At 38.1% G+C, this 23,075-nt stretch carries 24 protein-coding genes and 1 tRNA gene; 8 read left to right on the top strand and 17 right to left on the bottom strand.

Features of this window, described 5'->3' with window-relative positions:
* Positions 1-221 precede the first annotated feature (221 nt).
* On the top strand, positions 222-422 hold the full coding sequence (locus tag HNQ80_RS26575) for a tyrosine-type recombinase/integrase (protein WP_334297385.1): 201 nt from the start codon (positions 222-224) through the stop codon (positions 420-422).
* Between the two features lie 62 nt (positions 423-484).
* Here HNQ80_RS26575 and HNQ80_RS11450 read toward each other — a convergent pair.
* The 3 genes from HNQ80_RS11450 to mutT all read right to left on the bottom strand — a co-directional run bounded on the left by HNQ80_RS11450 (position 485) and on the right by mutT (position 1,989).
* Positions 485-560: transfer RNA gene (locus tag HNQ80_RS11450), tRNA-Ala, on the bottom strand.
* Between the two features lie 54 nt (positions 561-614).
* Positions 615-1,517: an RluA family pseudouridine synthase gene (locus HNQ80_RS11455; protein WP_330602840.1), complete on the bottom strand. Its 903-nt coding sequence runs from the start codon at positions 1,515-1,517 to the stop codon at positions 615-617.
* 52 nt (positions 1,518-1,569) lie between these two features.
* The gene (gene mutT, locus HNQ80_RS11460; protein ID WP_184310792.1) at positions 1,570-1,989 is read right to left on the bottom strand and encodes an 8-oxo-dGTP diphosphatase MutT; all 420 of its coding nucleotides are present in this window, start codon (positions 1,987-1,989) and stop codon (positions 1,570-1,572) included.
* Positions 1,990-2,161: 172 nt separating this feature from the next.
* On the opposite strand from mutT, the gene HNQ80_RS11465 reads away from it, so the two are divergent.
* Positions 2,162-2,971 (top strand): NAD(+)/NADH kinase, encoded by an 810-nt coding sequence (locus HNQ80_RS11465; protein ID WP_184310793.1) that lies wholly within the window; start codon positions 2,162-2,164, stop codon positions 2,969-2,971.
* A 48-nt stretch (positions 2,972-3,019) separates the two neighbouring features.
* Here HNQ80_RS11465 and HNQ80_RS11470 read toward each other — a convergent pair whose 3' ends face one another.
* From HNQ80_RS11470 to HNQ80_RS11485, 4 genes are all read right to left on the bottom strand, one after another.
* The gene (locus HNQ80_RS11470; protein ID WP_184310794.1) at positions 3,020-4,294 is read right to left on the bottom strand and encodes a dicarboxylate/amino acid:cation symporter; all 1,275 of its coding nucleotides are present in this window, start codon (positions 4,292-4,294) and stop codon (positions 3,020-3,022) included.
* A 143-nt stretch (positions 4,295-4,437) separates the two neighbouring features.
* Positions 4,438-5,340 carry a response regulator gene (locus HNQ80_RS11475; RefSeq protein WP_184310795.1) on the bottom strand — a complete coding sequence of 301 codons (903 nt, stop codon included), beginning with the start codon at positions 5,338-5,340 and terminating at the stop codon, positions 4,438-4,440.
* A gap of 11 nt (positions 5,341-5,351) precedes the next feature.
* Positions 5,352-6,608, bottom strand: a complete 1,257-nt coding sequence (locus HNQ80_RS11480; RefSeq protein WP_330602847.1) for an ATP-binding protein — start codon at positions 6,606-6,608, stop codon at positions 5,352-5,354.
* Between the two features lie 21 nt (positions 6,609-6,629).
* Positions 6,630-7,190, bottom strand: coding sequence for a hypothetical protein (locus HNQ80_RS11485; RefSeq protein WP_184310797.1), 561 nt, complete (start codon positions 7,188-7,190; stop codon positions 6,630-6,632).
* 218 nt (positions 7,191-7,408) lie between these two features.
* Between HNQ80_RS11485 and HNQ80_RS11490 the strand changes: the two genes are divergently transcribed.
* A complete protein-coding gene (locus tag HNQ80_RS11490; RefSeq protein WP_184310798.1) occupies positions 7,409-7,699 on the top strand; it encodes a hypothetical protein in 291 nt (96 codons plus the stop codon).
* Positions 7,700-7,762: 63 nt separating this feature from the next.
* Here HNQ80_RS11490 and HNQ80_RS11495 read toward each other — a convergent pair whose 3' ends face one another.
* Entirely contained in the window at positions 7,763-8,404 is a 642-nt protein-coding gene (locus tag HNQ80_RS11495) for a hypothetical protein (protein WP_184310799.1), read from the bottom strand.
* Complete coding sequence (locus HNQ80_RS11500; protein WP_184310800.1) at positions 8,394-9,605, bottom strand: O-antigen ligase family protein; 1,212 nt, start codon at positions 9,603-9,605, stop codon at positions 8,394-8,396. The genes HNQ80_RS11495 and HNQ80_RS11500 overlap by 11 nt, the downstream gene beginning before the upstream one ends.
* A gap of 102 nt (positions 9,606-9,707) precedes the next feature.
* Between HNQ80_RS11500 and HNQ80_RS11505 the strand changes: the two genes are divergently transcribed.
* Entirely contained in the window at positions 9,708-10,184 is a 477-nt protein-coding gene (locus HNQ80_RS11505) for an NUDIX domain-containing protein (protein ID WP_184310801.1), read from the top strand.
* 27 nt (positions 10,185-10,211) lie between these two features.
* Positions 10,212-10,724, top strand: coding sequence for a D-glycero-alpha-D-manno-heptose-1,7-bisphosphate 7-phosphatase (locus HNQ80_RS11510; RefSeq protein WP_184310802.1), 513 nt, complete (start codon positions 10,212-10,214; stop codon positions 10,722-10,724).
* A 32-nt stretch (positions 10,725-10,756) separates the two neighbouring features.
* On the opposite strand, the gene HNQ80_RS11515 is transcribed toward HNQ80_RS11510, so the two are convergent.
* Both HNQ80_RS11515 and HNQ80_RS11520 read right to left on the bottom strand, forming a co-directional pair.
* The gene (locus tag HNQ80_RS11515) at positions 10,757-11,437 is read right to left on the bottom strand and encodes a response regulator (protein ID WP_184310803.1); all 681 of its coding nucleotides are present in this window, start codon (positions 11,435-11,437) and stop codon (positions 10,757-10,759) included.
* Between the two features lie 17 nt (positions 11,438-11,454).
* Complete coding sequence (locus tag HNQ80_RS11520; protein WP_207726980.1) at positions 11,455-13,008, bottom strand: ATP-binding protein; 1,554 nt, start codon at positions 13,006-13,008, stop codon at positions 11,455-11,457.
* 231 nt (positions 13,009-13,239) lie between these two features.
* Between HNQ80_RS11520 and HNQ80_RS26460 the strand changes: the two genes are divergently transcribed.
* Positions 13,240-14,388 carry an MGDG synthase family glycosyltransferase gene (locus tag HNQ80_RS26460; protein ID WP_184310805.1) on the top strand — a complete coding sequence of 383 codons (1,149 nt, stop codon included), beginning with the start codon at positions 13,240-13,242 and terminating at the stop codon, positions 14,386-14,388.
* Positions 14,389-14,479: 91 nt separating this feature from the next.
* Here HNQ80_RS26460 and fabI read toward each other — a convergent pair whose 3' ends face one another.
* From fabI to pepF, 6 genes are all read right to left on the bottom strand, one after another.
* Positions 14,480-15,268 carry an enoyl-ACP reductase FabI gene (fabI, locus tag HNQ80_RS11530; RefSeq protein ID WP_243183201.1) on the bottom strand — a complete coding sequence of 263 codons (789 nt, stop codon included), beginning with the start codon at positions 15,266-15,268 and terminating at the stop codon, positions 14,480-14,482.
* A complete protein-coding gene (locus tag HNQ80_RS11535; protein ID WP_184310807.1) occupies positions 15,268-16,677 on the bottom strand; it encodes a peptidoglycan D,D-transpeptidase FtsI family protein in 1,410 nt (469 codons plus the stop codon). The genes fabI and HNQ80_RS11535 overlap by 1 nt, the downstream gene beginning before the upstream one ends.
* Positions 16,649-17,890 (bottom strand): FtsW/RodA/SpoVE family cell cycle protein, encoded by a 1,242-nt coding sequence (locus tag HNQ80_RS11540; protein WP_184310808.1) that lies wholly within the window; start codon positions 17,888-17,890, stop codon positions 16,649-16,651. Before HNQ80_RS11540 ends, HNQ80_RS11535 begins: the two co-directional genes overlap by 29 nt.
* A 12-nt stretch (positions 17,891-17,902) precedes the next feature.
* Positions 17,903-18,334 (bottom strand): FHA domain-containing protein, encoded by a 432-nt coding sequence (locus HNQ80_RS11545; protein WP_184310809.1) that lies wholly within the window; start codon positions 18,332-18,334, stop codon positions 17,903-17,905.
* A gap of 123 nt (positions 18,335-18,457) precedes the next feature.
* Complete coding sequence (locus HNQ80_RS11550) at positions 18,458-19,042, bottom strand: DsbA family oxidoreductase (protein WP_184310810.1); 585 nt, start codon at positions 19,040-19,042, stop codon at positions 18,458-18,460.
* A 289-nt stretch (positions 19,043-19,331) separates the two neighbouring features.
* Positions 19,332-21,137, bottom strand: coding sequence for an oligoendopeptidase F (gene pepF, locus HNQ80_RS11555; protein WP_184310811.1), 1,806 nt, complete (start codon positions 21,135-21,137; stop codon positions 19,332-19,334).
* Positions 21,138-21,350: 213 nt separating this feature from the next.
* On the opposite strand from pepF, the gene HNQ80_RS11560 reads away from it, so the two are divergent.
* Both HNQ80_RS11560 and HNQ80_RS11565 read left to right on the top strand, forming a co-directional pair.
* Positions 21,351-21,689 (top strand): hypothetical protein, encoded by a 339-nt coding sequence (locus HNQ80_RS11560; RefSeq protein WP_184310812.1) that lies wholly within the window; start codon positions 21,351-21,353, stop codon positions 21,687-21,689.
* A gap of 14 nt (positions 21,690-21,703) precedes the next feature.
* Positions 21,704-23,005, top strand: coding sequence for a [Fe-Fe] hydrogenase large subunit C-terminal domain-containing protein (locus HNQ80_RS11565; RefSeq protein ID WP_184310813.1), 1,302 nt, complete (start codon positions 21,704-21,706; stop codon positions 23,003-23,005).
* Positions 23,006-23,075: the final 70 nt, after the last annotated feature.

Genomic DNA, 23,075 nt, shown 5'->3' on the forward strand with positions numbered 1-23,075 from the left:
ATCATTCTCTCCTTTCCTTAAATTTCCTTCAAATATTTACATGAAATTATTTTTTTACGAATATACATCTGAGCTAATATCGGTCTAAGAAGAGAATTTCTTTCTTAACGTTACACTAACAAAAGTTTTGTATAAAAAAGAAAAAAGCCGGAGCATCAAACCCCGGCATTATCTTTCTTGAATATCTCCAATGTATTATAAAACCCGATGACTTAAAATATATCCGGTTTCACGATCTTAGGCATACCTCAGCTACTCTTCTGATCAATCAAGGTGTGCACGCAAAAGTTATATCAGCTCGTCTTGGCCGTGCGGACATCAGAACTTCTATGAATATCTATGCCCATGTCCTCTGCTCTGCTGACAGTGAGCCGCAAAACATCTTGACAATATGCTCAGCCCAAATAAAAAAGAACGGATAAAGAATGAAATTTAAAACTTCATCCTCAATCCGTTCCCAACATACCCTATTGAGTTCTGAAAGTGGTGGAGCATAGGGGATTCGAACCCCTGACCCCCACACTGCCAGTGTGGTGCGCTCCCAGCTGCGCTAATGCCCCTTAGTCACATATATTATTTTACCTGCTCGCCTTTCAAATGTCAAGGGGCATTCTTCAAGTCAGTTTTTGGATGAGTTCCTTTATGTCATCAGGTATAGGGGCACTGACTTCTACCCTTCCCCTAGTTCTAGGCTGTTCAAAGATCAATGTCTCTGCATGGAGGGCCTGTCGTTGGATTAGCTCCTGATCTACGTAGCCATACAGTTCATCCCCTATCAAAGGATATCCTATATGAGCCATATGTACCCGTATCTGATGGGTTCTCCCTGTTTCTAATTTTACACGAATCACCGTAGCATCTTTTATCCGCTGAGTCACTTCATAGTGGGTAACAGATGATTGTCCTCCCTCATAGACTTTCCTAAGGATATCCTCTGGGTCTGGACGTCCAATGGGTGCATCCACTGTTCCCTTCTCTTCTTGTATGACGCCCTTGACTACTGCTAGATATATTTTCTCCACTTCATCTCTTTGCATTTGTTTGGATAGTTCCTGCTGAGCGTATGGATTTTTCGCAATGATAATCAGACCGGAGGTATCTCGGTCCAATCGGTTTACAAAACGTATTTTATAACTCTCGCCCAGTTGCTGCATGCGATATACCAATGCATTGGCCATGGTACCTGTAGGGTGTCCTTTCGTAGGATGCACCACCAAACCTGGTTGTTTATTCACAATCACCAGATCCACATCCTCATAAACAACCTCCATGGGAATATTCTCTGGCTCAAACTGATTCACTTCATCAGCCATGACGGCTTCTACTTTATCGCCTCGTCTTAGCCTGGCATGGAAAGTGATAAAATTTCCATTTACTAATATGCTTTTGTTCCGCTTCAGTCTTCTAACCAACCTGCTGGATAGCTTCATCTCATCATAAAGAATTTCTTTTAACTCTTTTCCTTCGTGCTGTTCATCTACGATAAATTCTAAAATGTTTCCATTTGTTTGCTTCACCTTATACACCTACTCCTTCACATATCCAACTATAATTATATTTCTAGCTGCCCTATCGGTCAATCTCAAATATTTCAAGCTCTAGTCTTTTGATCTTTTGTACAATGGGCACATCTGCTTCCACAAAGTCGAATTGATTCAATGCATCTATATTTATCCAACGAAAATCATTGCAGTCTAGTGCCTCTGCCTGACCACCTAAATCGTTGCACAGATAACATAACAGTAGGATTTTCTTCTCTGGATATTCGTGATAGACTACTTTAAAAATATCCTTTACTTCAATTTTCAAGTTTAGTTCCTCTTTTATTTCCCGGGCAAGACATTCTTCTGGAGTCTCCCCTGACTCCAGCTTTCCTCCTGGAAATTCCCACTTTAAGGAATGATCTGTCTTCACATATCGCTGGGCAATGAGAATCTTATTTTCTTTTCGGATTAATGCCGCTGTAACAATCAGTGGTTGTTGTTGCATTCCTATCTCCCCTTTTTTTCTCGCTATCACTAATATATCCATCTTATAAAATCTTTACAACTTGTATTCCATAAATTCTTAATAGAAAAGGAATGAACCCATGCTTTTAGTTCGATACTAATTATGTTAAAATATACTAAAAATTGCTTTTACATGAAATGGAGAGGATCTCATGTCCATTAAAACCCGTGTCATCAACATTGTTACAAATGAGCGGCCGATTTCCAATGAAACCAGCAGGATTTTAAAGCGAAAGCTTGAAAAAAATGGCTTTTTCATTGCTGATATTTTTGACCCGAAGGCTGACTTAATTGTCTGCATCGGTGGCGATGGCGCTTTTCTAAGGGCATTACATGAGTATAGATTTCCCGATATTCCTATTGTAGGGGTCAATACAGGTCACCTTGGCTTTTTTCAAGAACTTTCCCCATATCAGCTGGATGAGTTTATTTTTCGCTATGAAAAAGGCGACTATGTAATTCAAGAGCTTCATCCCGTGGAGGCCAATATCTGTACCCGCCACAGTTGCATCGAAATTATGGGCATCAATGAAATCACCATCAAAGGGGATAAGTCGAGAACCATTCACTTAAATATTTCTCTAGACGATAGCTTTCTAGAAAAATTTAGTGGCGATGGCGTACTTATATCCACTCCTACAGGGAGTACAGCCTATAATTATTCCTTGGGCGGCAGTATCGTAGACCCTCGGCTGGATCTCCTCCAAATAACCCCTATTGCCCCTATCAATACCGTCGCCTATCGTTCCTTTACCTCTAGCTTAATTGTCCCTAGGGGATCTATGATTAAGATTCATCCAGAGTATACGTTTGAGAATTCTATTCTTGTGGTAACCGATGGGATGGAGCATAAACACAATGAGATCGTGGAAATAAATCTCAAAATGTCTGATATCAAGGTAAAGCTTCTACGGTTAAAAAATTATGACTTTTGGAATAAGGTCAAAGAAAAATTCTTATAAGCATAGAAAAAATAGTAAGGGGATGGTTTTCACCATCCCCTTCTTACATTATGCAATTGATTTTTCAACTACTTCTGAGTTGTATACTTTCTCGTCAAATTCACCTTCAGATTTTGCAACGATGATCGTACAGATCGCATCACCAGTGATGTTGATAGCTGTTCTTGACATGTCAAGAATTCTGTCGATACCGATGATCAATGCAATACCTTCGATTGGTAAACCAACGGCTTGTAATACCATGGATAACATGATTAATCCAACCCCTGGCACCCCTGCCGTACCGACAGATGCCAATGTAGCTGTTAAGATTACTGTCAAAATTGCACTTAATGAAAGTGGTACGCCATATAGCTGTGAAATAAAGATTGTGGCAGCCCCTTGCATAATGGCTGTACCATCCATGTTGATTGTTGCACCAAGAGGAATTGTAAAAGAAGCAATACTCTTAGATACACCAAGTTTTTCCTCTGTTGCTTCTAATGTTACAGGTAATGTTGCATTAGAACTAGCTGTGGAGAAAGCAACACCCATAACTGGCGCAAACTTTTTAAAGAATTTAACAGGGCTTAATCTTGTAAATGCCACCAACATACCGGAGTATGTGATTATTGCATGTAAAGCTAGGGCAAACAATACGCAGAACATGTATTTTGCCAAAGGAACCATGGCAGAGAATCCTAATCCTGTGAATGTTTTTGCGATTAAACAAAGAACTCCGTATGGTGCTAATAACATCACAAAACCGATCATTTTCATCATTAACTCGTTCAATTGGTCGAAGATTGCTACAACGCCTTTCACCTTGTCCCCAAGAGAAGCCAATCCAACACCTACCAATAGCGCAAACACGATGATTTGAAGCATTTCTCCCGCAGCCATTGCTGCTACAGGGTTAGTAGGCACCATATCAGAAATAACCTTTACCAATGGCTTTGCTTCCGCAATCGTTGGTTCAGTTTTTACAAGGGCTGACATATCCAATCCCATACCCGGTTGAACTACGATAGAAAGCACGATGGCAATCGTAATCGCTACTGCCGTCGTCACTAGGTAGAAAGCTAAAGTTTTTGTTCCAACTCTACCTAACTTTCTGATATCCGACATGGATGCTGCACCATTAGCAATAGATACAAATACCAAAGGCACAACCATCATTTTGATAGCGTTTAGGAACACAGTTCCTACAAGGGTGAAGACTCCATCCACTAAAAACTTATCTCTGAATGTAGATGGACCCATTTTGTTAAGAATAAGACCAACAATAAGACCGACAATAAGACCGATAAAAATTTTGGTGGTTAAACCCATTTTCTTGTTCATAGACATCCTCCTTTTTTTAATTTTTTGTAACAAAATGACTACTCTATGATAGCATAATTATCACCCTACAGAAAAGTACAAAAAAAAACCAAAACATACAGTTTTAGTTTGATAATTGCAACTTTTCTTTTTTCTGCAAGTTATCATGATTCGTTTTTCATCTCCATCATGATCCCTTCTATGAATTTTCTGACGCTGATTTTCCCACCATAGTTGGATTTTCCCCGTATATGATCCATTTGGTTCCGTACTTCTTTAAAATCAAAAATTGTATTTCCGTATTTTATGAAAGTATCATTGCCATAATCTTCAATTCCAAGGTTGGCTATATTCTTCAACGCTTTATTGATAGCCCTTCGAATCCTTTGCTCAATGGCAGCCACATTGGTTGTAATCTCGTAGTCTTCTCTGTATCTCTGGTTAAGCATAGCAAACAGTTCCGATATCTTTTGATTCAACAGTCTTCCTCGTACCTCCTCTTTTTGTTCCAGAAGAATCAGGATCATCTCCACAATATCATTGCTTCCTGCTTCTCCAAGGATTCCCAGTTGAGACAGAATTTTTTTAATCCGGTCCTTCTCCGTTGTGACGTTCATTTCTCTTCCACCGGTATATTCCTTCAATACATGCATGCTATGAATAGCCTTTTCAAAAGAATGGATCACTTCCTTCATCTTTAGCTTTTCCTTGACCTTGTTGATGATAGAGACAACCTCCACCACATTGATGGGCTTATTGATATAAAACTCTACACCCTTTGTATAGGCTTTTGACACCATTTCTTTTGAAGTCACCTGAGAAATCATGATATAGTTTGTATGCAGGTCCATATCCTTAAGAGCACATACAATGGCAATGCCATCCATCCCTGGAAGCAATAAATCTATCAAAACAATTTGCGGTCTTAGATTTTTAATGTCCTCCATCGCCCGGATGCCGTCCTCCGCTTCACCAATTACATCTCCTAAATTATATTGGTCAATGATATTTTTTAAAACCTTTCGAATACTCTTGTCATCATCCACAATATAAAAACTCGGGTTCATACCATCATCTCCTATACAGTAATGTTTGAAAGGGGAATCTGGATGGTAAAGGTCGTCCCTCCATCCTTACTAGAGCTCACTTCCAAGTGCCCGCTAAAATGCTTCTCAATAATGTGTTTTACGTGAGTAAGTCCAATCCCAGTGGACATCTCTCCCGTTACAGGATTAAATTTTGTGGAGAAACCAGGCTCAAAAATCAGGTCCAAATCTGATTTATCAATGCCTTTGCCATTATCCCGCACCTTAAATAAGCAGGTTTTTCCAGATACTTCTTGAGTAATGCTAATGATACCTGTTTCTTCAATGGCATCAATCGCATTGATAATTAAATTATTTAATACAGAGATCAGTTGGTAGTAATCTCTCGTAATAAAATTCTGCTGATATTTAAATCGTAAAAGAATGTTCTTTTCATTCATTTCAATCAACTTCTCTGTGTTATCCTTGATAATATGATAGATTTCCTTTACACTCATATACAAACTTTTATCTTCCTCTGAAAGGGTTTTCTCTATACCAGACACCACTCGGATATAATCCTTTTTCACCTCATGGATGTCCTTAGCAACCATGAGAGCCTCGTCCTTTAGCTCCCTATCCTGTACCTGTTCATAAAGTCGATAACTTCTTCTCATGGCTTCTTCAATATCTACGATAGATTTTCTAAGGAAAAACAGCTCTGATTTTAAACTAGCCATAAATAGAATCAATTCCTTATACTTCCGGTCTTTTTGCTCCCGCTCATAACGGTGCATATAATAGTTGATGACCTCGTAAACAGCAATAGTAATGATGGAACGCATCAACCCCATCAGGATAAGCACCAAAACAACAATCTCAAAAGGATGGTCAATGCGGCTCTTTCTTACTGCCACCTCAATGATATTTGAGATGCTGTCGCACAACCATAGAGAAAGTATAATATTTTCCCCTTTTCCTGATTTGTCTCGAACATTTAGCATTTGAAACAATATGCCGTATAAGAAATAAAAGATAGCACCAGGAGCATACAATATCACTGCGCTGCTTATATCTGCTCCTGGGTTTCCAATCAGATATACAAAGGTTCTAAAGAGAAAGATAGATATTCCTACGGCGTTGGTTGCCGTCATAATAGGAATATCCTTAAAAAATATTAACATAAGGGACAAGGCTGAAACACTAAAAGAAAATCTAAATCCAGAAGAAAAAGGATTTAGATATATTTGTCCTGTAAAAGCAGTCAAGATACAGATAATAAATAATTTTTCTAGTTTTTTTCTATTCACGATCAATGGAATATCTACTCCTTACACTTGATAGTGCAAAATGATTTCCGATTCAGATGCCTTTTCCTTTACAATCAAGAAATGATTAAAATTCAATTCGCAGAATTCTACCAACTCTTTGATACTGCATTGTCTTTCACACACATCGATGACCTTTACAGTCACTTCATCCCACCCGTATCCCATGAGTCTTCTGGCAGCATCCTTATGGATCAATTCAAGGGGAACCGAACCAAAAACATTTCCCCTCATGACTTCATAGGTCTGCCAAAAACGATTATGAACATCTAGAGCCTTGGCCTCTTTCAAGTCCTCTGTACGTTTTTTTGAAAACTCTTCAAGATAGGTTCCCTCATAGTAGTTCTTTTTAAGAACAGGCTTGTATAGAAATTTAATCTCATTAATGATGTCCAGCTTAATGTTGCTAAAAGCACTTTTCTTCGCCTGGATCTCTCCACGAATTTCTTCACAGGTCTGTATCATCTCATCTATCAATTTTTCCAGGGTAACCTTGTTACCCGTATGAATACTTTTCTCAATTTCATAAGTAATCCGTTTTATATCATGAACTTTATGCTGCATCTAAATCCCCTTCCAATATACGCACTTATACTATTCCTATTATAGCATTAATTTGAAATAGTCTGCTAGAAAAAACATAGTAAATGATTCCAATAGCCTATAACTTTATTGAACTTTTATTTATTCCTTGAAAGCATACTAGCGCCTCGGATTACAAATACTTAAACATATAAGAATACGTTTTAACAGAGCCTATAAAATAGAAACGGAGGTTTATTATGAAATGTCCTAACTGTGAAAAAGGTAATCTCCTTCTTAAAGACGAAGTAACCTACGTCTATCTTTACGATTTGGCAGACGATGGAAAGGTGAAGTGGCAGGATCAAGAAGGCTATACCTCCTATCTTTTTGTAGATAGAGAGCAAAAAGATTTTAAACAATACGTTCAATGTAATCATTGCAATGAAGTCTATAACCATATTGTAGAACGAGTCCATGATATGGACATGATCATCCTGAAAAAAGCTATTCATTCCAACGGCCCAGTATCCAACGATTTCTTCATCTAAGAAAATCTTAGAAAGTATACTTTCTAAGACAATAAAAAAACACCCAAACTCGGGTGTTTTTGCTTATTCTCTATCGATTTGTTCTTCAAATTTTGAGCTTACTGCTCCTTCTGCCCAGCTACAGAAAAATTCATTTGATTTATAAAAATATAGTTCATCTGTTTTTCTCGCATGCTTCCAAGTACCTGTAAGATAAGAGTATTCGCCTTTTTGAAAAACGTCTTCAATAATTCTCATATTTCCCTCATACAATTCTTCGTATACTTCCCGCAAAGATTTATAATCCAATCCCATTCTAAAATAGGTATCTATGGCCATGGCTTTTAGCATCCAATCAAACTGCCTCGATAGATGGATAAATAGCTTTCTATAGTAGGCTTCCTTCACAAATATGACAGTTTCAATATCCAATGTGGGTCTATACCCCAACTCCAATCGTGCAAACTGAAACTGATCTATGGGAATATAGTTTCTTTTACGAAAAGCTTTTACCAATATTTGAAAGATTTCATGGTCTTCGATCTTTCCAAGGGCAGCCTCTATTTCTATTTCTGTCATTTCAGCATCAAGTCCAATATTATAGCACATATTCAAAAAAACATCTCGATTGATCCATATCCATTCATGATCTTCTAGTTTCTCAATATCAAAAATTTTCTCCAGAGATTCTTCTCGGGAAAGGGCTGATAAGATTCTATCCTTCATATCTCCACCACCTATGTTGTCTATTCTCTTTTTCAAGCTTCATCCAAATTCCATCGGATATGGCCATCATGGTCCATACAAAAATAGCATATTGGGGTGCAAAAACCACTGCATCAGTTATTCCTTGAATCAGCAATGTCATGTAAAACATACTCATACTTATGCCTATTGTTTTTATACCCTTATTCTGACTATAAATCACCATTTCTATTGCATTTTTTATGGCTTTTCCTAGCATTACCAATAGCAGTGAAAATCCAATGAATCCGGTCTCCGCCAGGGTATGGAGAAAAAGATTATGTCCATGAAAAACTGGCGCTTTGATCTGTGTTGAGTATTGATCAATATATACTTGCATGGTATTCAATCCAGTTCCAAAGAGAGCATGATCCTGAATGATGTTCATGGCTGCTTTGTAAATCTCCAACCTATATCCAATACTGCTATCTTTTGAAGCTAATTCGGGACTCATTCTTTGGGTATAATTGCTTCCATCGATCATAAGAGCTAAAATCAAAATAATCATACCATATATAATATATCTTTTATTCTTTTTTAAAGCAGTCAGCACCACGGTGGCTACAGCCAGAGCCAATAATGCAGCTCTGGAATAAGTAAATATCAAACATATGGAACAGAGGCATAAAGAAATCACATGGAACAGCCTATTCCTCATCTCTTCAATAGCGGTAACCGTAATGCAGATCATGGAAACCAAATAAGCACCCAATACATTTGGATTATACATGGTAGAATATACACGAATTTGAATATTGTACACCGTTTTGTCTATCCATGATTTGGGCACAACGGAAGGATCCAGATAAAAATATTGGACAATACCAATTACAGATATCATTATGCTTCCCAGAACCAATATATTTATAAGGTCGCCATATTCTTCTTGGGTTTTGAAATTGTCACGAATCGTTATATAAGCTACGATTTGTAGTATAATAAGAGTAAATGCCTGAAGTCCATAAAAAGTATATTGTGTTTGGATCAATTGAAAAAACAAGTATACAATAATACTACATAAAAGTCCATTCTTTTTACAGATAAAGTTCATTCCCAACGGCTTGGACTTAAATATCTTATATAGGCCCAAGATTAACAGAACTGTATATCCCATATATGCAGAAATGCTGGCAGCTATCATAGCTAACATGATAATCCGCTGTTCTATACGGTCGTTCCCCATCGTTCCTTCTCCTTATGCTATAAATTTCCAGTCACTTAAATCATATTGTAGCATATACAGGAAGGAAAAACTATGGAATATACCTAAAAAGGAGTTTTATAAATGGATAATCATAATTTCATTGGTGTAGGCGGGTTGCTCTATCATCATAATCAATATCTCCTGGTAAAACATACCTATGGCGAATACAAAGGGCAATGGATTCTCCCAGGAGGCCATGTGAATCCTGGCGAGCATATTGATGACGCCATTGTCCGTGAATTTAAAGAGGAAACGGCACTGGATGTCCATCCTCGTAGTGTTCTTGCTCTTCGATCTAGAAAAAGAAGCGATACATCCCTTGATTGTTATATTATCTTTCTACTGGAATATCTAGACGGCCAACCAGCCAGCGATAACTTGGAAAATGATGCTGCTAGATTTTTTTGTTTGGAGGAAATTAATAGCATGGATAATATCATTGAATTATCAAAAATTATTATTAATGAATTTCATGCTGCTACACTAAAGGTTTTAGAAAAATCCACGACCTATAGCCCTCAAGGCATGGATCCTGAAACGTTGCGACTGTATCTCTAGCTTGTCGTTCTAAAGGAGGTTTTATATATGCAAAAGGCAGTATTTCTTGATCGTGATGGCGTTATCAATGACAATCGAGTTCCTGTAAATAAGCCTGATGATTTTATTTTTTTCCCATGGACCTTCGAGGCTGTCAAAATACTTAATGATGATGACTATCATGTATTTGTTGTAACCAATCAAGGTGGTATTGAAATGGGATATTTTACCCATGAAAACCTTAAAGACATCCATGATAAAATGTTGGCAGACTTTGAAGCCAATGAGGTAGCAATTCATGGCGTGGCCTATTGCCCTCACTTCAAATCAAAATGCGAATGCAGAAAGCCTGCACCAGGTATGATTCTCAATCTTGCCCGAGATCACCATATCGATCTTAAGTCTTCTTTTATGGTGGGAGATCGGGATTTTGATATTGAAGCAGGCCGTCGAGCCGGCTGCAAAACCATAAAGCTGGGCACTCCTTATGCAAATGCTGACTATACCGTTTCCAACCTGCTAGAGGCAGCAAAGCTGATCGTTTCAGTAAATAATAAATAAATACCAGCATTTTTGCTGGTATTTATTTGCTTTCATACAGGCTCTGTAAACTTATAACGATGGACAGGTCGACCTACGCTGCCATACTCTAATTCCACTTGAACGACTTTTTTATCTGCCAGATATTCTAAATACCTTCTGGCAGTAACCCTTGCAATTCCAACCTCTTGGGATAACTCCATGGATGTATGAAACTTATTGTTATGCTTTAAGTAGTCTACAACAAGGTCTAAAGTAGTTTGATTCAATCCCTTTGGCAATTCTTCCACCGCATCACTCTTTACATGGAGAATTCGATCTAAATCCTGCTGCTGAAAATTATCTTTGTTTTCTAGTTCTTCCCTCATTTTCTGATAGTGGAGTAAAGCTTCCTTGAATCTCTCAAATTTAAAAGGTTTTATGATATAATCGATCACACCATATCGTATGGCTTCATGGATCGTATCTACAGTCTTATCGGCTGTAATTAAAATCACATCCACATTCGCACCGATTTTCCTAATTTCCTTCAATACAGACAATCCATCCATTTTAGCCATAAAGACATCTAATAAGACCAATTGGGGTTTAAACTCTTGAAGCATTTGCAAAGCTTCAGCCCCATTATTTGCAATTCCTGCAACACGAAAATCTCTAATCTTAGAAATAAACCTTCGATTAATCTCCTGAACCATAGGATCATCCTCGACAATTAAAACTTGTATTTCTTTCATCGCATCTCACCACACTATTATTTTTTAGGAATCATCACAATCATTTCAGTACCAATATCTATCTGACTTTCCACGTGGATGGTGCCACCTATGCCCGCAAGGACCTGCTTAATTAATGCTAGTCCTACACCCTTGTTCTCGCCTTCTTTTGTAGAAAATCCAAACTCAAATATTTTTTCTAGATTCTCATCTGGAATTCCTTCTCCCGTATCTGTAACAATGATTTCCATTTCTTCTATACCATCATTAATGGTCAAATATACATTTCTACGCTCTCGTTCAAGACCGCTGACGGCATCGATAGCATTTTCTATGAGGTTTCCTATAATCGTCAGAAGAACTTCCGTATCTATTTCATTATCCCCATGGGTTACTCTACTGCTGGGATCTATAGAGAATTTAATCTTCATCTCTTCCATCTTATTATATTTTGCCAACAGCAGCCCAGACAAAGATGGATTTTTTATATGCTTCGTTAAAAATCCCAAGGTTTCCTTGTGAAGATTACTAATATCATCTATATACTTCATCGCCTCATCATAGCATTTCAATTGTAGTAATCCAGATATGGTATGCATCTTATTCAAGAATTCATGGTTTTGCGCCCTCAGGGCATCGATAAACCGTCTTACACCCGTCATTTCTTCTGCAAGATTTTTTACTTCCGTCAGATCTCTAAAGCTGGATACGGCACCAATAGCTTCTCCTCCCAGATTGATAGGAAGTGTATTGGCTACGATGGCCTTATTGTTCAAAATGTGCTCTCGATCATACTCAGGAATGCCTTTTTCAATAATTTCTGGCATATGACTGTTTTTTATGATCTCCCGAATATCCTTACCGATCACATCCTCTTTAATCCCTAAAATCCTTTTCCCCTCACCATTTAACATCGTAATTTTATATTCACTGTCAACAGCCAAAATCCCTTCTCTCACCGTCTGTAAAATAACATATCTTTCCTTTAAAAGTCGAGCAATCTCCAAGGGCTCCAATCCAAATATTTGCCTTTTGATATTTTGCGCCAGCAGTGTTGCCCCCATAATGGTGAGGAGAATAGAAAAAGCCAGAATAAAGTAAAATCCACTCTCAATCTCAGTCAAAAACCTGGTTATATGGGGCAAAACCATATTGACCAGAACAATTCCCACCTGCTTTCCATCATTGTAGATAGGCATATGGGCTTGAATATATTTTTCCTGCTTTTTAGAGACTTTTGATATATAGGCTTTTCCCTCATAGGCCATGCTATTGTTTGCGTTGATATCCCGTCTCCCGATTTTGTTAAAAGCCGAATGGGCATATTGGATACCATTCATGTCCGTCACAACAATGGCTTCTGCATTTGACGCCCTGCGTATATCTTCAACAATTAATTGAACCCTATATTCGCCCCTAGGCTTCCCAATATTGATTTGAATATCCCTTTGCAGTACTACCTTTTGCGCTACTTCCATAGCATTTTTTCCCAATACTTTTTCAACACTGTTATTGATATACCATAGGCTAAAACCGCCGATAATGGAGATAAGGACCGTAACCATCACCGTTGTAAAAACGATCATCTTCATCTTCAAGGTGGCTTTAAAATACCTTTCTATAAATCTCACTCCCACTCCACAGTTTTATTAATATCATATATTACATTCTCCCCCATACCCAATTATTCCTTCTCCTCTTTATATTGCAGCTTTGCGTTATTGTAAAAAAGAATACACGCCAGGGTGGATATATGAATTTTTATCAGTTTCATAGCAAACTTTTCCTTTAAAATGGTATAATAAGTATTTGGAGGTGATTGTGTGAATATATTATTTTTTACCGTATCTGCGGGGGAGGGCCATAACCAGGTTGCCAGAACTGTAGCAGATAAAATTAAGCAAACCGATCCGAATCATAAAGTAGAAGTCATCGATACCTTTAATTATGTGCATCCCAGCTTACATAAAATTGTATTTGAGGCGTATATAAAATCTATTAAATATATTCCGACCTTATATGGTTTTATCTATAAACGTTCCGAGGTTACTGATAACTCCATTGTAGACGTCAGTGAGTTTTTGAATAAGGTAGTGCTTTCAAGGAAATTCACGCGGCTTTTGGCTGATTTCCGTCCAGACATTATTGTCTGTACCCACCCCTTTCCCGCTGAAGCACTGTCGGCAATGAAGAGAAAGGCTAAAATAGATATCCCTTTGGTTACGATACTCACCGATTATACCATTCATCCAAGCTGGATTAATAAAGAAATCGACTACTATATCATGCCTTCAGAAAACTTTATTCATGAATTCCAGTATTGGCAGATCCCATCGGAGCGGGCAAAATTTTTTGGTATTCCTATTGATGAAAAATTTTCAAGGTCCTATACTCGTCAGGAAGTATGTGAAAAACTAAATGTTTCCAATACCTTTACCGCACTGATCATGGGGGGTGGATTAGGATTAGGTAATATAACTGAAACCCTTGACTATCTTTTTACGTATAATATTGATATCCAGATCATTGCCATTGCAGGAAAAAACCAAGAGCTATATCGGTACCTATCCTTAATCAATCGTAAAAATCTTAAGGTATTTGGTTATGTTTCCAACATTGATGAGTTTATGAGCATCTCTGATCTTATTATCACAAAACCTGGAGGAATTACTGTCACAGAAGCCTTAACAAAGGAATTACCTATTATCGTTACGTGGAATCTTCCTGGACAAGAGGAGCGCAATATGGAATTCATATTGAACAATGGCATCGGTATGGTGGCTACCAGCCCCAATTCTCTTATTTCTTGTATTAATCTTCTAAAAGATAATCCAGATCGATACCAAATCATCCGCAATAATATGGCTAGAATTCGAAAACCCCATGCCACAGAAGACATTGCAAACTTTATATTAAGCATGCCCAGTACGAATCCATCTTCTAATGAAAGATCGGCATTCGAAGTTCGGTGACAAGAGGCGATTCATGAATCGCCCCTACATTTTTTCAACCTTATCCTGTGTCATAAAAAAAGATCAACCTCTCTCGGTTGATCTTTTTTTGTTAATACCCTAATATATTATAACCACAATCCACATGGATCACTTCACCCGTAATACCACTGCTCATAGGACTGCATAAAAACAATGCAGTATTGGCAACCTCCTCGGTTTGAACCAATCTTCCCATGGGTACCTTCTCTTCAAATTCTTTTAGCATGATGGTAAAATCTTTTACGCCTTTGGCTGCCAGGGTCTTGATCGGTCCTGCCGATATGGCATTCACCCGAATATTTTCCTTGCCAAGATCGACTGCTAGATATTTTACACTGGCTTCAAGAGCGGCCTTGGCTACCCCCATCACATTATAATTCTTGACAACTCGCTCTCCCCCTAGGTAGGACAAAGTAATAATACTCCCGCCCTCTTTCATCAGAGGTACAGCTACTCTAGTTACAGCCACAAGTGAATAAGCACTGATATCCTGCGCCATGGCGTAGCCTTCTCTGGATGTATTCATGTAGCGTCCTTCTAATTCTTCTTTTTTGGCATGGGCAATACTATGTACTACTCCATGAATCACACCCACCTTTGCTTCAATTTCTTCAAATGCTCTCGCAATGTCTTCATCCTTGGTTACATCACAATGGATTAGCGAAAATGTTCCCATTTCCTCCGTTAGTTTTCGGATATGTTCTTCGCTTCTCTCTCCTTGATATGTAAAGATTAAATTCACACCAGCCTGATGGAGCGCCTGGGCAATTCCCCATGCAATACTCCATTTATTAGCTACACCCATTACAACAATGTTTTTTCCCTTTAATTTCATTTCCACCGCCATCACTCCTTTCATTATTTCACGCGATTGATCGTCCGAATCATCATATCTCTCGCAAGGGGGGCTGCACTCTTCCCTCCAGTAGACCCATAACTCTCCAATACAACCACCACAACAACTTTTGGGTCGTCGGCAGGTGCAAAACCTGCAAACCATGCATGAGCCTTCCCTGTATCATTTTCAGCTGTCCCCGTTTTACCAGCAACCTTAATATTTTTAATTTTTGCATTTTTTCCGGTTCCATCGTCGACAACCTTAATCATCATATCACGAATTTCCCGAGCAATCAAACTACTACTGGCCCTCGTCAATGCTTGCGGGTAATTTACCTTTAAAGTCTTACCCTCGGAAGATAGTATTTCTTTTACTAAAATAGGTCTCATCATCACACCATCATTGGCAATGGCTGACGTGGCCAAAACCATATTTAAAGGTGTTATCAGCACCTTCCCTTGGCCTATGGCCGAGGCCCCTAATTCAGGTTTTGTCATAATTCCCTTGCTTGGAAATATGGAAGATTTAGTTTTCAAGTCGAAAGGGATGATCCGGTTAAACATAAATTTTTCTGCAGTATCTTGCAATTTCTGCTCACCCAATTGAAGTCCGATTTGGCTAAAGGCTACATTGCAGGATTCAGCCATCGCTTTTTCCAAATCCACATTTCCATGGGCAATCTCCTGATATTCCCGTAAGACATAACCTTCTATGTTCACAGAGCCTTCACATTGATACTCGGTGTTGATCTCATGGTTTTGCAAAGCCCCTGCCGCCGTTATGATTTTAAATACGGAACCAGGCGTATACAACCCAGAGGTTGCTCTATTTAGTAAAGGGCTTTGATCATCCTCCACCAATTCTTCCCAATTTTCTTTAAAGGTTGTCGTATTAAAATCTGGCTTACTCACCATGGCATATACTTCTCCGCTTTTGGGGTTCATGGCTATAAGAGCACCTTTTTTATTTCCTAAAAGCTGACTGGCATAATTTTGCAAATCATGATCTATGGTAAGGATGAGATTGTTCCCCTTCTCTTTGGGGCCAGTAATCTTTTCAGTAATCTCCAAAATTGGATTAGATGCATTGATATTTAGCAATTCATTATTGTAAGATGACTCTAATCCTGATTTTCCATATTCCTTATCGCTATAACCAATCAAATGGCTATAGAGGCTTCCATATTTATATTTTCTCACCTGTTTATTATCATCGGTTTTCTCGCTATATGCAAGGGTTTTACCATTTCTATCAACGATTTGTCCCCTCAATACATATTCTTCATTGAGCCACTGTCTCTTGTTGTAATTATTGGTTACAATTTTGGTGGCCCTGAATATTTCAAAATAACTCAGATAAACGACCAGAGCGATGAACAGAGCCCCCATCACCCAAAGTACTTTAACAATCCTCTTGGATTCTTGGTTCATGGTTATCCTCCTGTTCCAGTTCCTCAGATGCCACCTGCAGAATTCCCAACGCTGCAAAGCTTGATACCAAAGAGCTGCCTCCATAGCTGACAAAAGGCAAGGTAATACCCGTCAAAGGAATCAGCTTGGTTACACCTCCTAAAATGATAAACGCCTGAAAGCCTAGCATCGCTGTAATACCGATGGCTACAATTCGAAAAAATCTATGGTGCTGGTTTAGGGCAATTTTGAATCCTCTATATACCAAAATTAAAAACAACATAATGACAGCCATACCACCAAATATTCCCATTTCCTCGCAGATGGCAGAAAAAATAAAATCATTGTGTACCTCGGGAATAAATTCTGGATGGCCGAGCCCTATACCTGTACCGAAAAATCCTCCAGAAGCAATAGCAAATAAAGATTGAGTAATCTGATATCCCTTGCTATCGATAAATCGCCAAGGATCAATCCAAGTCTCCACCCTGACTCTGACATGGTTTATGAAGAAATAGCTCATCAACGCAGGCAATGACGCAACTCCGATGTTATACAAGATAAATTTTCTACGTTCTTCATAGACGTAAAGAATTGTTATAAAAATCAGGAAAAATAGCATGGCAGTTCCCAGATCTCGCTGAATAAATAAGAAACCAATATGAGCATATACAATTCCAAAAAATATAAAGGGATTTTTAAGATTTTTTTCATTGGTATAGTAAGATGCTAAAAAAAAGACAAACAATAGCTTGATCAACTCAGCAGGTTGAAAGCTATGACCCGCAATGCGAATCCAGTTGGTAGCTCCTTTCACCTTAACGCCGAAGATTAATGTAGATAAAAACAATATGAAAGCGCCTGCTGCATAAACAATCGTCCATTTTTCCCAGCCTTGTACTTTCTTGGTCACAAAATAGGATAGAAAAAAGATAATAATTCCTACGCCAAACCAAATAACCTGCTTAAAGCCATAGACTGGATTAATACGATAAATCATAATGATTCCAATACTGATCAACATCGACATGATCAGAAACAAATAATGATCACCAGAAGACCATCTGAGCAAGGCCCAATTGGATATATAAATAATACAAATAAAAAACACACCTGAAATCAATATGTTTCGATCAAAATTCTCTCGAAATGAGAAAAGTAATAATAATGCCAAGATATTGATCAATACAATCAGATTCTGTGGTGCCTTATAGCTAATTATTTTTTTGAGCATATATACACCTCTTTAATCATTGCTTACATACAAAAACTCAAGCTGTCCTAATTTAATTCGATCACCATTTTTCAGCTTCACAACATCCAGCACCCTATCGCTATTTAAATAGGTTCCGTTGGCACTATCTAAATCTTCAAGAAAATATTCACTTTCATCTAGGGCAATTTTTATATGCTTGTTGGATATATAAGGGTCCTTAATCACAATATCGTTGTCATTTCCCCTGCCCACAGTAATTGAATCCTGAAGATTGTAGACTTCCTTCACTTTAAAAGGAAGGGTATCTTTTCGATTGATCAATTTTAGATATGTATTATTTTCCATGTAGGGTCCATTGATATTCTTAATATCCATATAAATCAATCGGATGATTCCAAACATGAATAGATAAATCAAAAGAATGAATAAATAGCGAAACACTAAAGAAAGAACATTAAACATTTGACCACCTGCCACAATTCTTATATTCTGTTATATACTTGATTATAGTATATCATTCTTTTGACGAATCTAACACAACAAAAGCATTTCATGCTCTAAAATGAAATGCTTTTGTTCTCCATTCTATTTCAACATTTTAACCAATTCATCGTAGGAACATACCCCTTGATGTATCATTCTATCACCTTCTAATAGGGTTGGCACCATATCAATCCTTTGATTTTGAACGATCATCTCCCACCGCTTCGTAGTTTCCTTAAAAGATTCTTTTCTGACATGTTCCATGAAATCATGATAAGACACCCCAAGATTTAAGCAGATTTTATAGACAACATTATGATCACTGATGTTTTCATTATATACAAAAACCCTTCGAAAAATCTCATCAATCAGTTCTCCTTGATCCACCCAAGAACGTCCATACGCCGTTAATAAGTTCACCAGCTTTGTATTATATAATTTTTCTGGCAAGTAAAAGGGTATATCCTTCGTTGTTGCCAACTCTTCCAATAGCCTCGCTGACTTTACTACCTTTCTAGGTCCAAGATACTCCATAAGAGAAACCCCTTCTATCGGTGTATCTGAATAAATCTCCATGGGGATCCAATCAACGACAAAGCCTTGTGTCTCTTCTAATCTCTTTATCTCAGGTATCATGACATAACAGTAGGGGCAAATATAGTCAAAAATAAAGCTTAGATACCTCAAGGCCCTCGCTCCTTCCAAAAATTCTATTATATACTTACCCTTTGCTATCAATCTCATTCATCGGACAAACCAATTTTTTCATCATTCCTTACAGCTTATTATCTATAACTCTGCCAAATATAAGCAAAACGCCTGGGATGCATTCATATCCTAGGCGTTTAATAAAAGGAGAAATTAACAGTGAATCAATATGTGTATCTTCTATATAATTATCGGTCATTTATGACATAGGGTTTAGTTCCTTATATTTCCTTTATTATTTCCATATATTTTTAAGTGTATACATGAATTACAACCCTTTTTCCAGTTCATCCAACAACTTGGCAAAAACCTCTAATGCCTGATGGATAGGCTTTGTTGTTGTCATGTCTACGCCTGCACCCTTCAGCAGCTCGATTGGATAATTTGAACCGCCTCCTTTGAGGAAATTAATATATCGCTGTACTGCTGGCGTACCTTCCTTTAATATCTGCTGAGACAGTGATATGGCAGCAGAATATCCGGTGGCATACTTATAAACATAAAAAGCATTATAAAAATGGGGAATTCTTGCCCACTCCAACTGAATCTCTTCATCGATGACAATATTGGGCCCATAATACTTACGATTTAATTCTGCATAAATTTCATTCAGAAGCTCTGGTGTCAAGGCTTCTCCAGATTCAACCTTTTCATGGGTGATCTTCTCAAATTCAGCAAACATGGTCTGCCTATACAGGGTACCCCTAAACTGCTCCAAATAATGGTTTAGTAGATACATTCTGGTATTGGGCTCCTTGAGATGCCCCAATAAATGTTCCATGAGCAACGCCTCATTTACTGTTGAAGCCACTTCCGCCACAAAAATCTTATATCCTGCATAGGGGTAAGGCTGATGATGATTAGAATAGTAGGTATGTAGCGAATGACCCATCTCATGGGCAAGGGTAAATAAATCATGGATAGAATCTTGATAATTTAGCAGTACATAGGGAGGGCTATCATAGGATCCCCATGAATAGGCCCCACTGGTTTTTCCCTCATTTTCATAAACATCAATCCATCCTTCATTAAATCCTTTATCTAGTAATCCCACATATTCCTCTCCTAAAGGTGCAAGACCTGTCTTTATTTTCTGCTTGGCCTCCTGGTAAGGAATATCCATTTTTACGTCCTTCACGATAGGTGTATATAGATCGTACATATGAAGGGCTTCAACACCAAGGGCCTTTTTCCTTAGGTCTACATAGCGATACATACTGGGTAAGTGTTCATGGACCGTTTTGATTAAATTATCATAAACAGATACTGGAATGTTATCACTATCCAGTGAAGCCTGTAAAGCAGAAGGATATTTTCTCACCCTAGCATAAAAGACATCTTTTTTAATGCTATAGTTTAATGTCGATGCAATGGTATTCTTCTGCTTCCCATAGCTGCTATATAAGGCTTGAAAGGCATCTTTTCTTACCCTTCGATCCCCGCTCTCTAGGAATTTTACATATCTGCCCTTGGTTACTTCAACGGATTCTCCATTTTCATCTTGAATGGTGGGAAATTTGATATCGGCGTTGTTAATCATCCCGAATATATTCTTGGGTGCTCCGGCTAACTCTCCCGCTTGAGCCAATATTTGCTCTTCCTCTTTGGATAGCACATGGGCTTTTTGTCTGAGGATTTCCTCCAAATAAAAGGTATATAAGGGTAGATCTTGGTTTTCCATTAAAAATTCACGAATTTTTTCCTCTGGAATGCTTAAGATCTCTGGAACCATATAAGAAAGACTGCTTTGCACCTCTACGCTTATACTTTGGGCCTTATCAGTCATAGCTTGGTATTTACTAACTGTATTGTCTTCATCTTTTCGCATCTTTGCATAAACAAATAGGTGTTCCATTTTTCTTGATATTTCATCGCTTCGCTGGAGTCCTTCATATAGATTTATTGATGAATCTCCCAAACTTCCTGCATATTTCTTAACGTCTTCTATTAGAAGCCTTATCTCGGATAGATCTTTCTCCCATTGTTCATCATTTTCATACATTTGTTCGAGCTTCCATTTTAATGAAACTGGCACATCTTTTCTTTTTAGTACAGATTTTTTATTTTCATTCATAGTCTGTCGTGGTCACCCACATCCTCCCTTCTAGATTTCATTACTTGCATTTTCTTTCCTTATTATACCCATTTCCCACCAAATACACCAAATGGTATCATCGTTGTTTGTAATTTCATTATAATATAATACTTTGAAATATTTTATTCATTTCTTTTCTATAGTATAATAAGATTATATTTCGTTATCCATCCCAGTTATGGAGGTGATCCTTTGAAGCTTTCTGAAATTATTGAGCTTTTATCTGCAAAAGTTTATACCGAACCTATCGATCTAGACATGGACATAGAGTATGGCCGGGCATCGGATTTACTCAGTGATGTACTTCGCAGTCCCATGGAAAATTCCGTTTTGCTTACTGGTCTCGTCAATGTTCAAGTTATCCGCACCGCTGAACTGATGGATATACGTGCCATTGTGCTGGTTCGCGATAAAGAACCTTCACCGGAAATGATCGAACTTGCCACTGAAAGTAATATTACCCTGCTCGGTACCGAGTACAAATTATATAGATCCTGTGGTCTTTTATTTAGTCGTGGTCTTTTAGATTAGGGGAGGGATGCACCATGGGGGAATATTTTCACTCCGTGACGCTGAAAGAGGATAAGTGCTTGGGATGCACCAATTGTATCAAGCGCTGTCCTACAGAAGCTATCCGTGTAAAAAATGGAAAAGCTCGAATTATCGAAGAGCGTTGTATAGATTGTGGCGAATGCATTCGCATTTGCCCTCACCATGCAAAGAATAGTACTGGCGATCCCATAGAATCAATCCAAAATTTCAAATATAAGGTTGCTATTCCTGCGCCCACTTTATTGGGCCAATTTGAGGTAGACGTTAAACCCAATAGTATTTTAGCCGCCCTAAAAATGGCAGGCTTTGATGATGTTTACGAAGTATCCAGAGGTGCCGATATTGTCTCTGGCTTTACTCGTGAACTTATTCAAAATGCCAAACGACTGCCACTGATTTCATCATCTTGTCCCGTCATCGTCCGCCTCATACAAATTCGTTTTCCGAATTTGATTGATTTGATTATGCCCATTGAATCTCCCATGGAGTTAGCTGCTATGCTTGCACGCCAGAAATCCATGGAAAAAACAGGGTTGCAATCTAAAGAAATCGGCATTTTTTTCATTACACCCTGTCCAGCAAAGATTACTAGCGTTAAGAATCCTATTGGGATTCAAAAATCCAACGTCGACGGTGTCATTTCTATAAAAACTGTATTTCCTTGTATTCAGAAGAATTTAAAGAAGGCTGAGGAAGATATGGAATTCTATGATTCTGGCAAAGCAATTGGTTGGGCTAGAGCCGGAGGCGAAACCTACTCCTTGGGAATCCAAAATTATCTGTGTGTTGATGGTATTGAAAACGTTATCAAGATCCTTGATGAGATTGAAAACGGTCATTTAACAGGTATTGAATTTGTAGAGTGCCTAGCTTGTGTCAATGGCTGTGTAGGGGGATCTCTGGCTGTCGAGAATCCATTTATCGCAAGAAACCGTATACGTAGACTATCTGAAAAATATATGCAAACAAAAAAGGTTCAACTGGAAAAATCCATTGAAAACTACTTGTTGACCGAAGAAATCCTTCCTAAGAATGTCCACAAGCTTGATGACAATATCCTAGAAGCCATGAAAAAGATGAATCAAATTGACTGCATTACCAAAATGCTTGCAGGTCTAGATTGTGGGGCTTGCGGCTCCCCATCCTGTAGGGCCCTTGCTGAAGATATTGTTTTAGGATACTCAGACTTAGACGACTGTATGGTTATCTTTAAAGAAAAATATAAACAATCCAAAAGTGATATCACCTATCGGGCTGGAAGTGAAGCCAATGCTTCTCTCTATCAAAGTGAATAGTATCAGTAAGTAATGAAAAGGGTGTGCCTACACCCTTTTTCCATTTATACTAAATTTATGTAGCTGCTGC

The organism is Anaerosolibacter carboniphilus (assembly GCF_014205875.1).
In the GTDB taxonomy this organism is placed as follows: Bacteria; Bacillota; Clostridia; order Peptostreptococcales; family Thermotaleaceae; genus Anaerosolibacter; species Anaerosolibacter carboniphilus.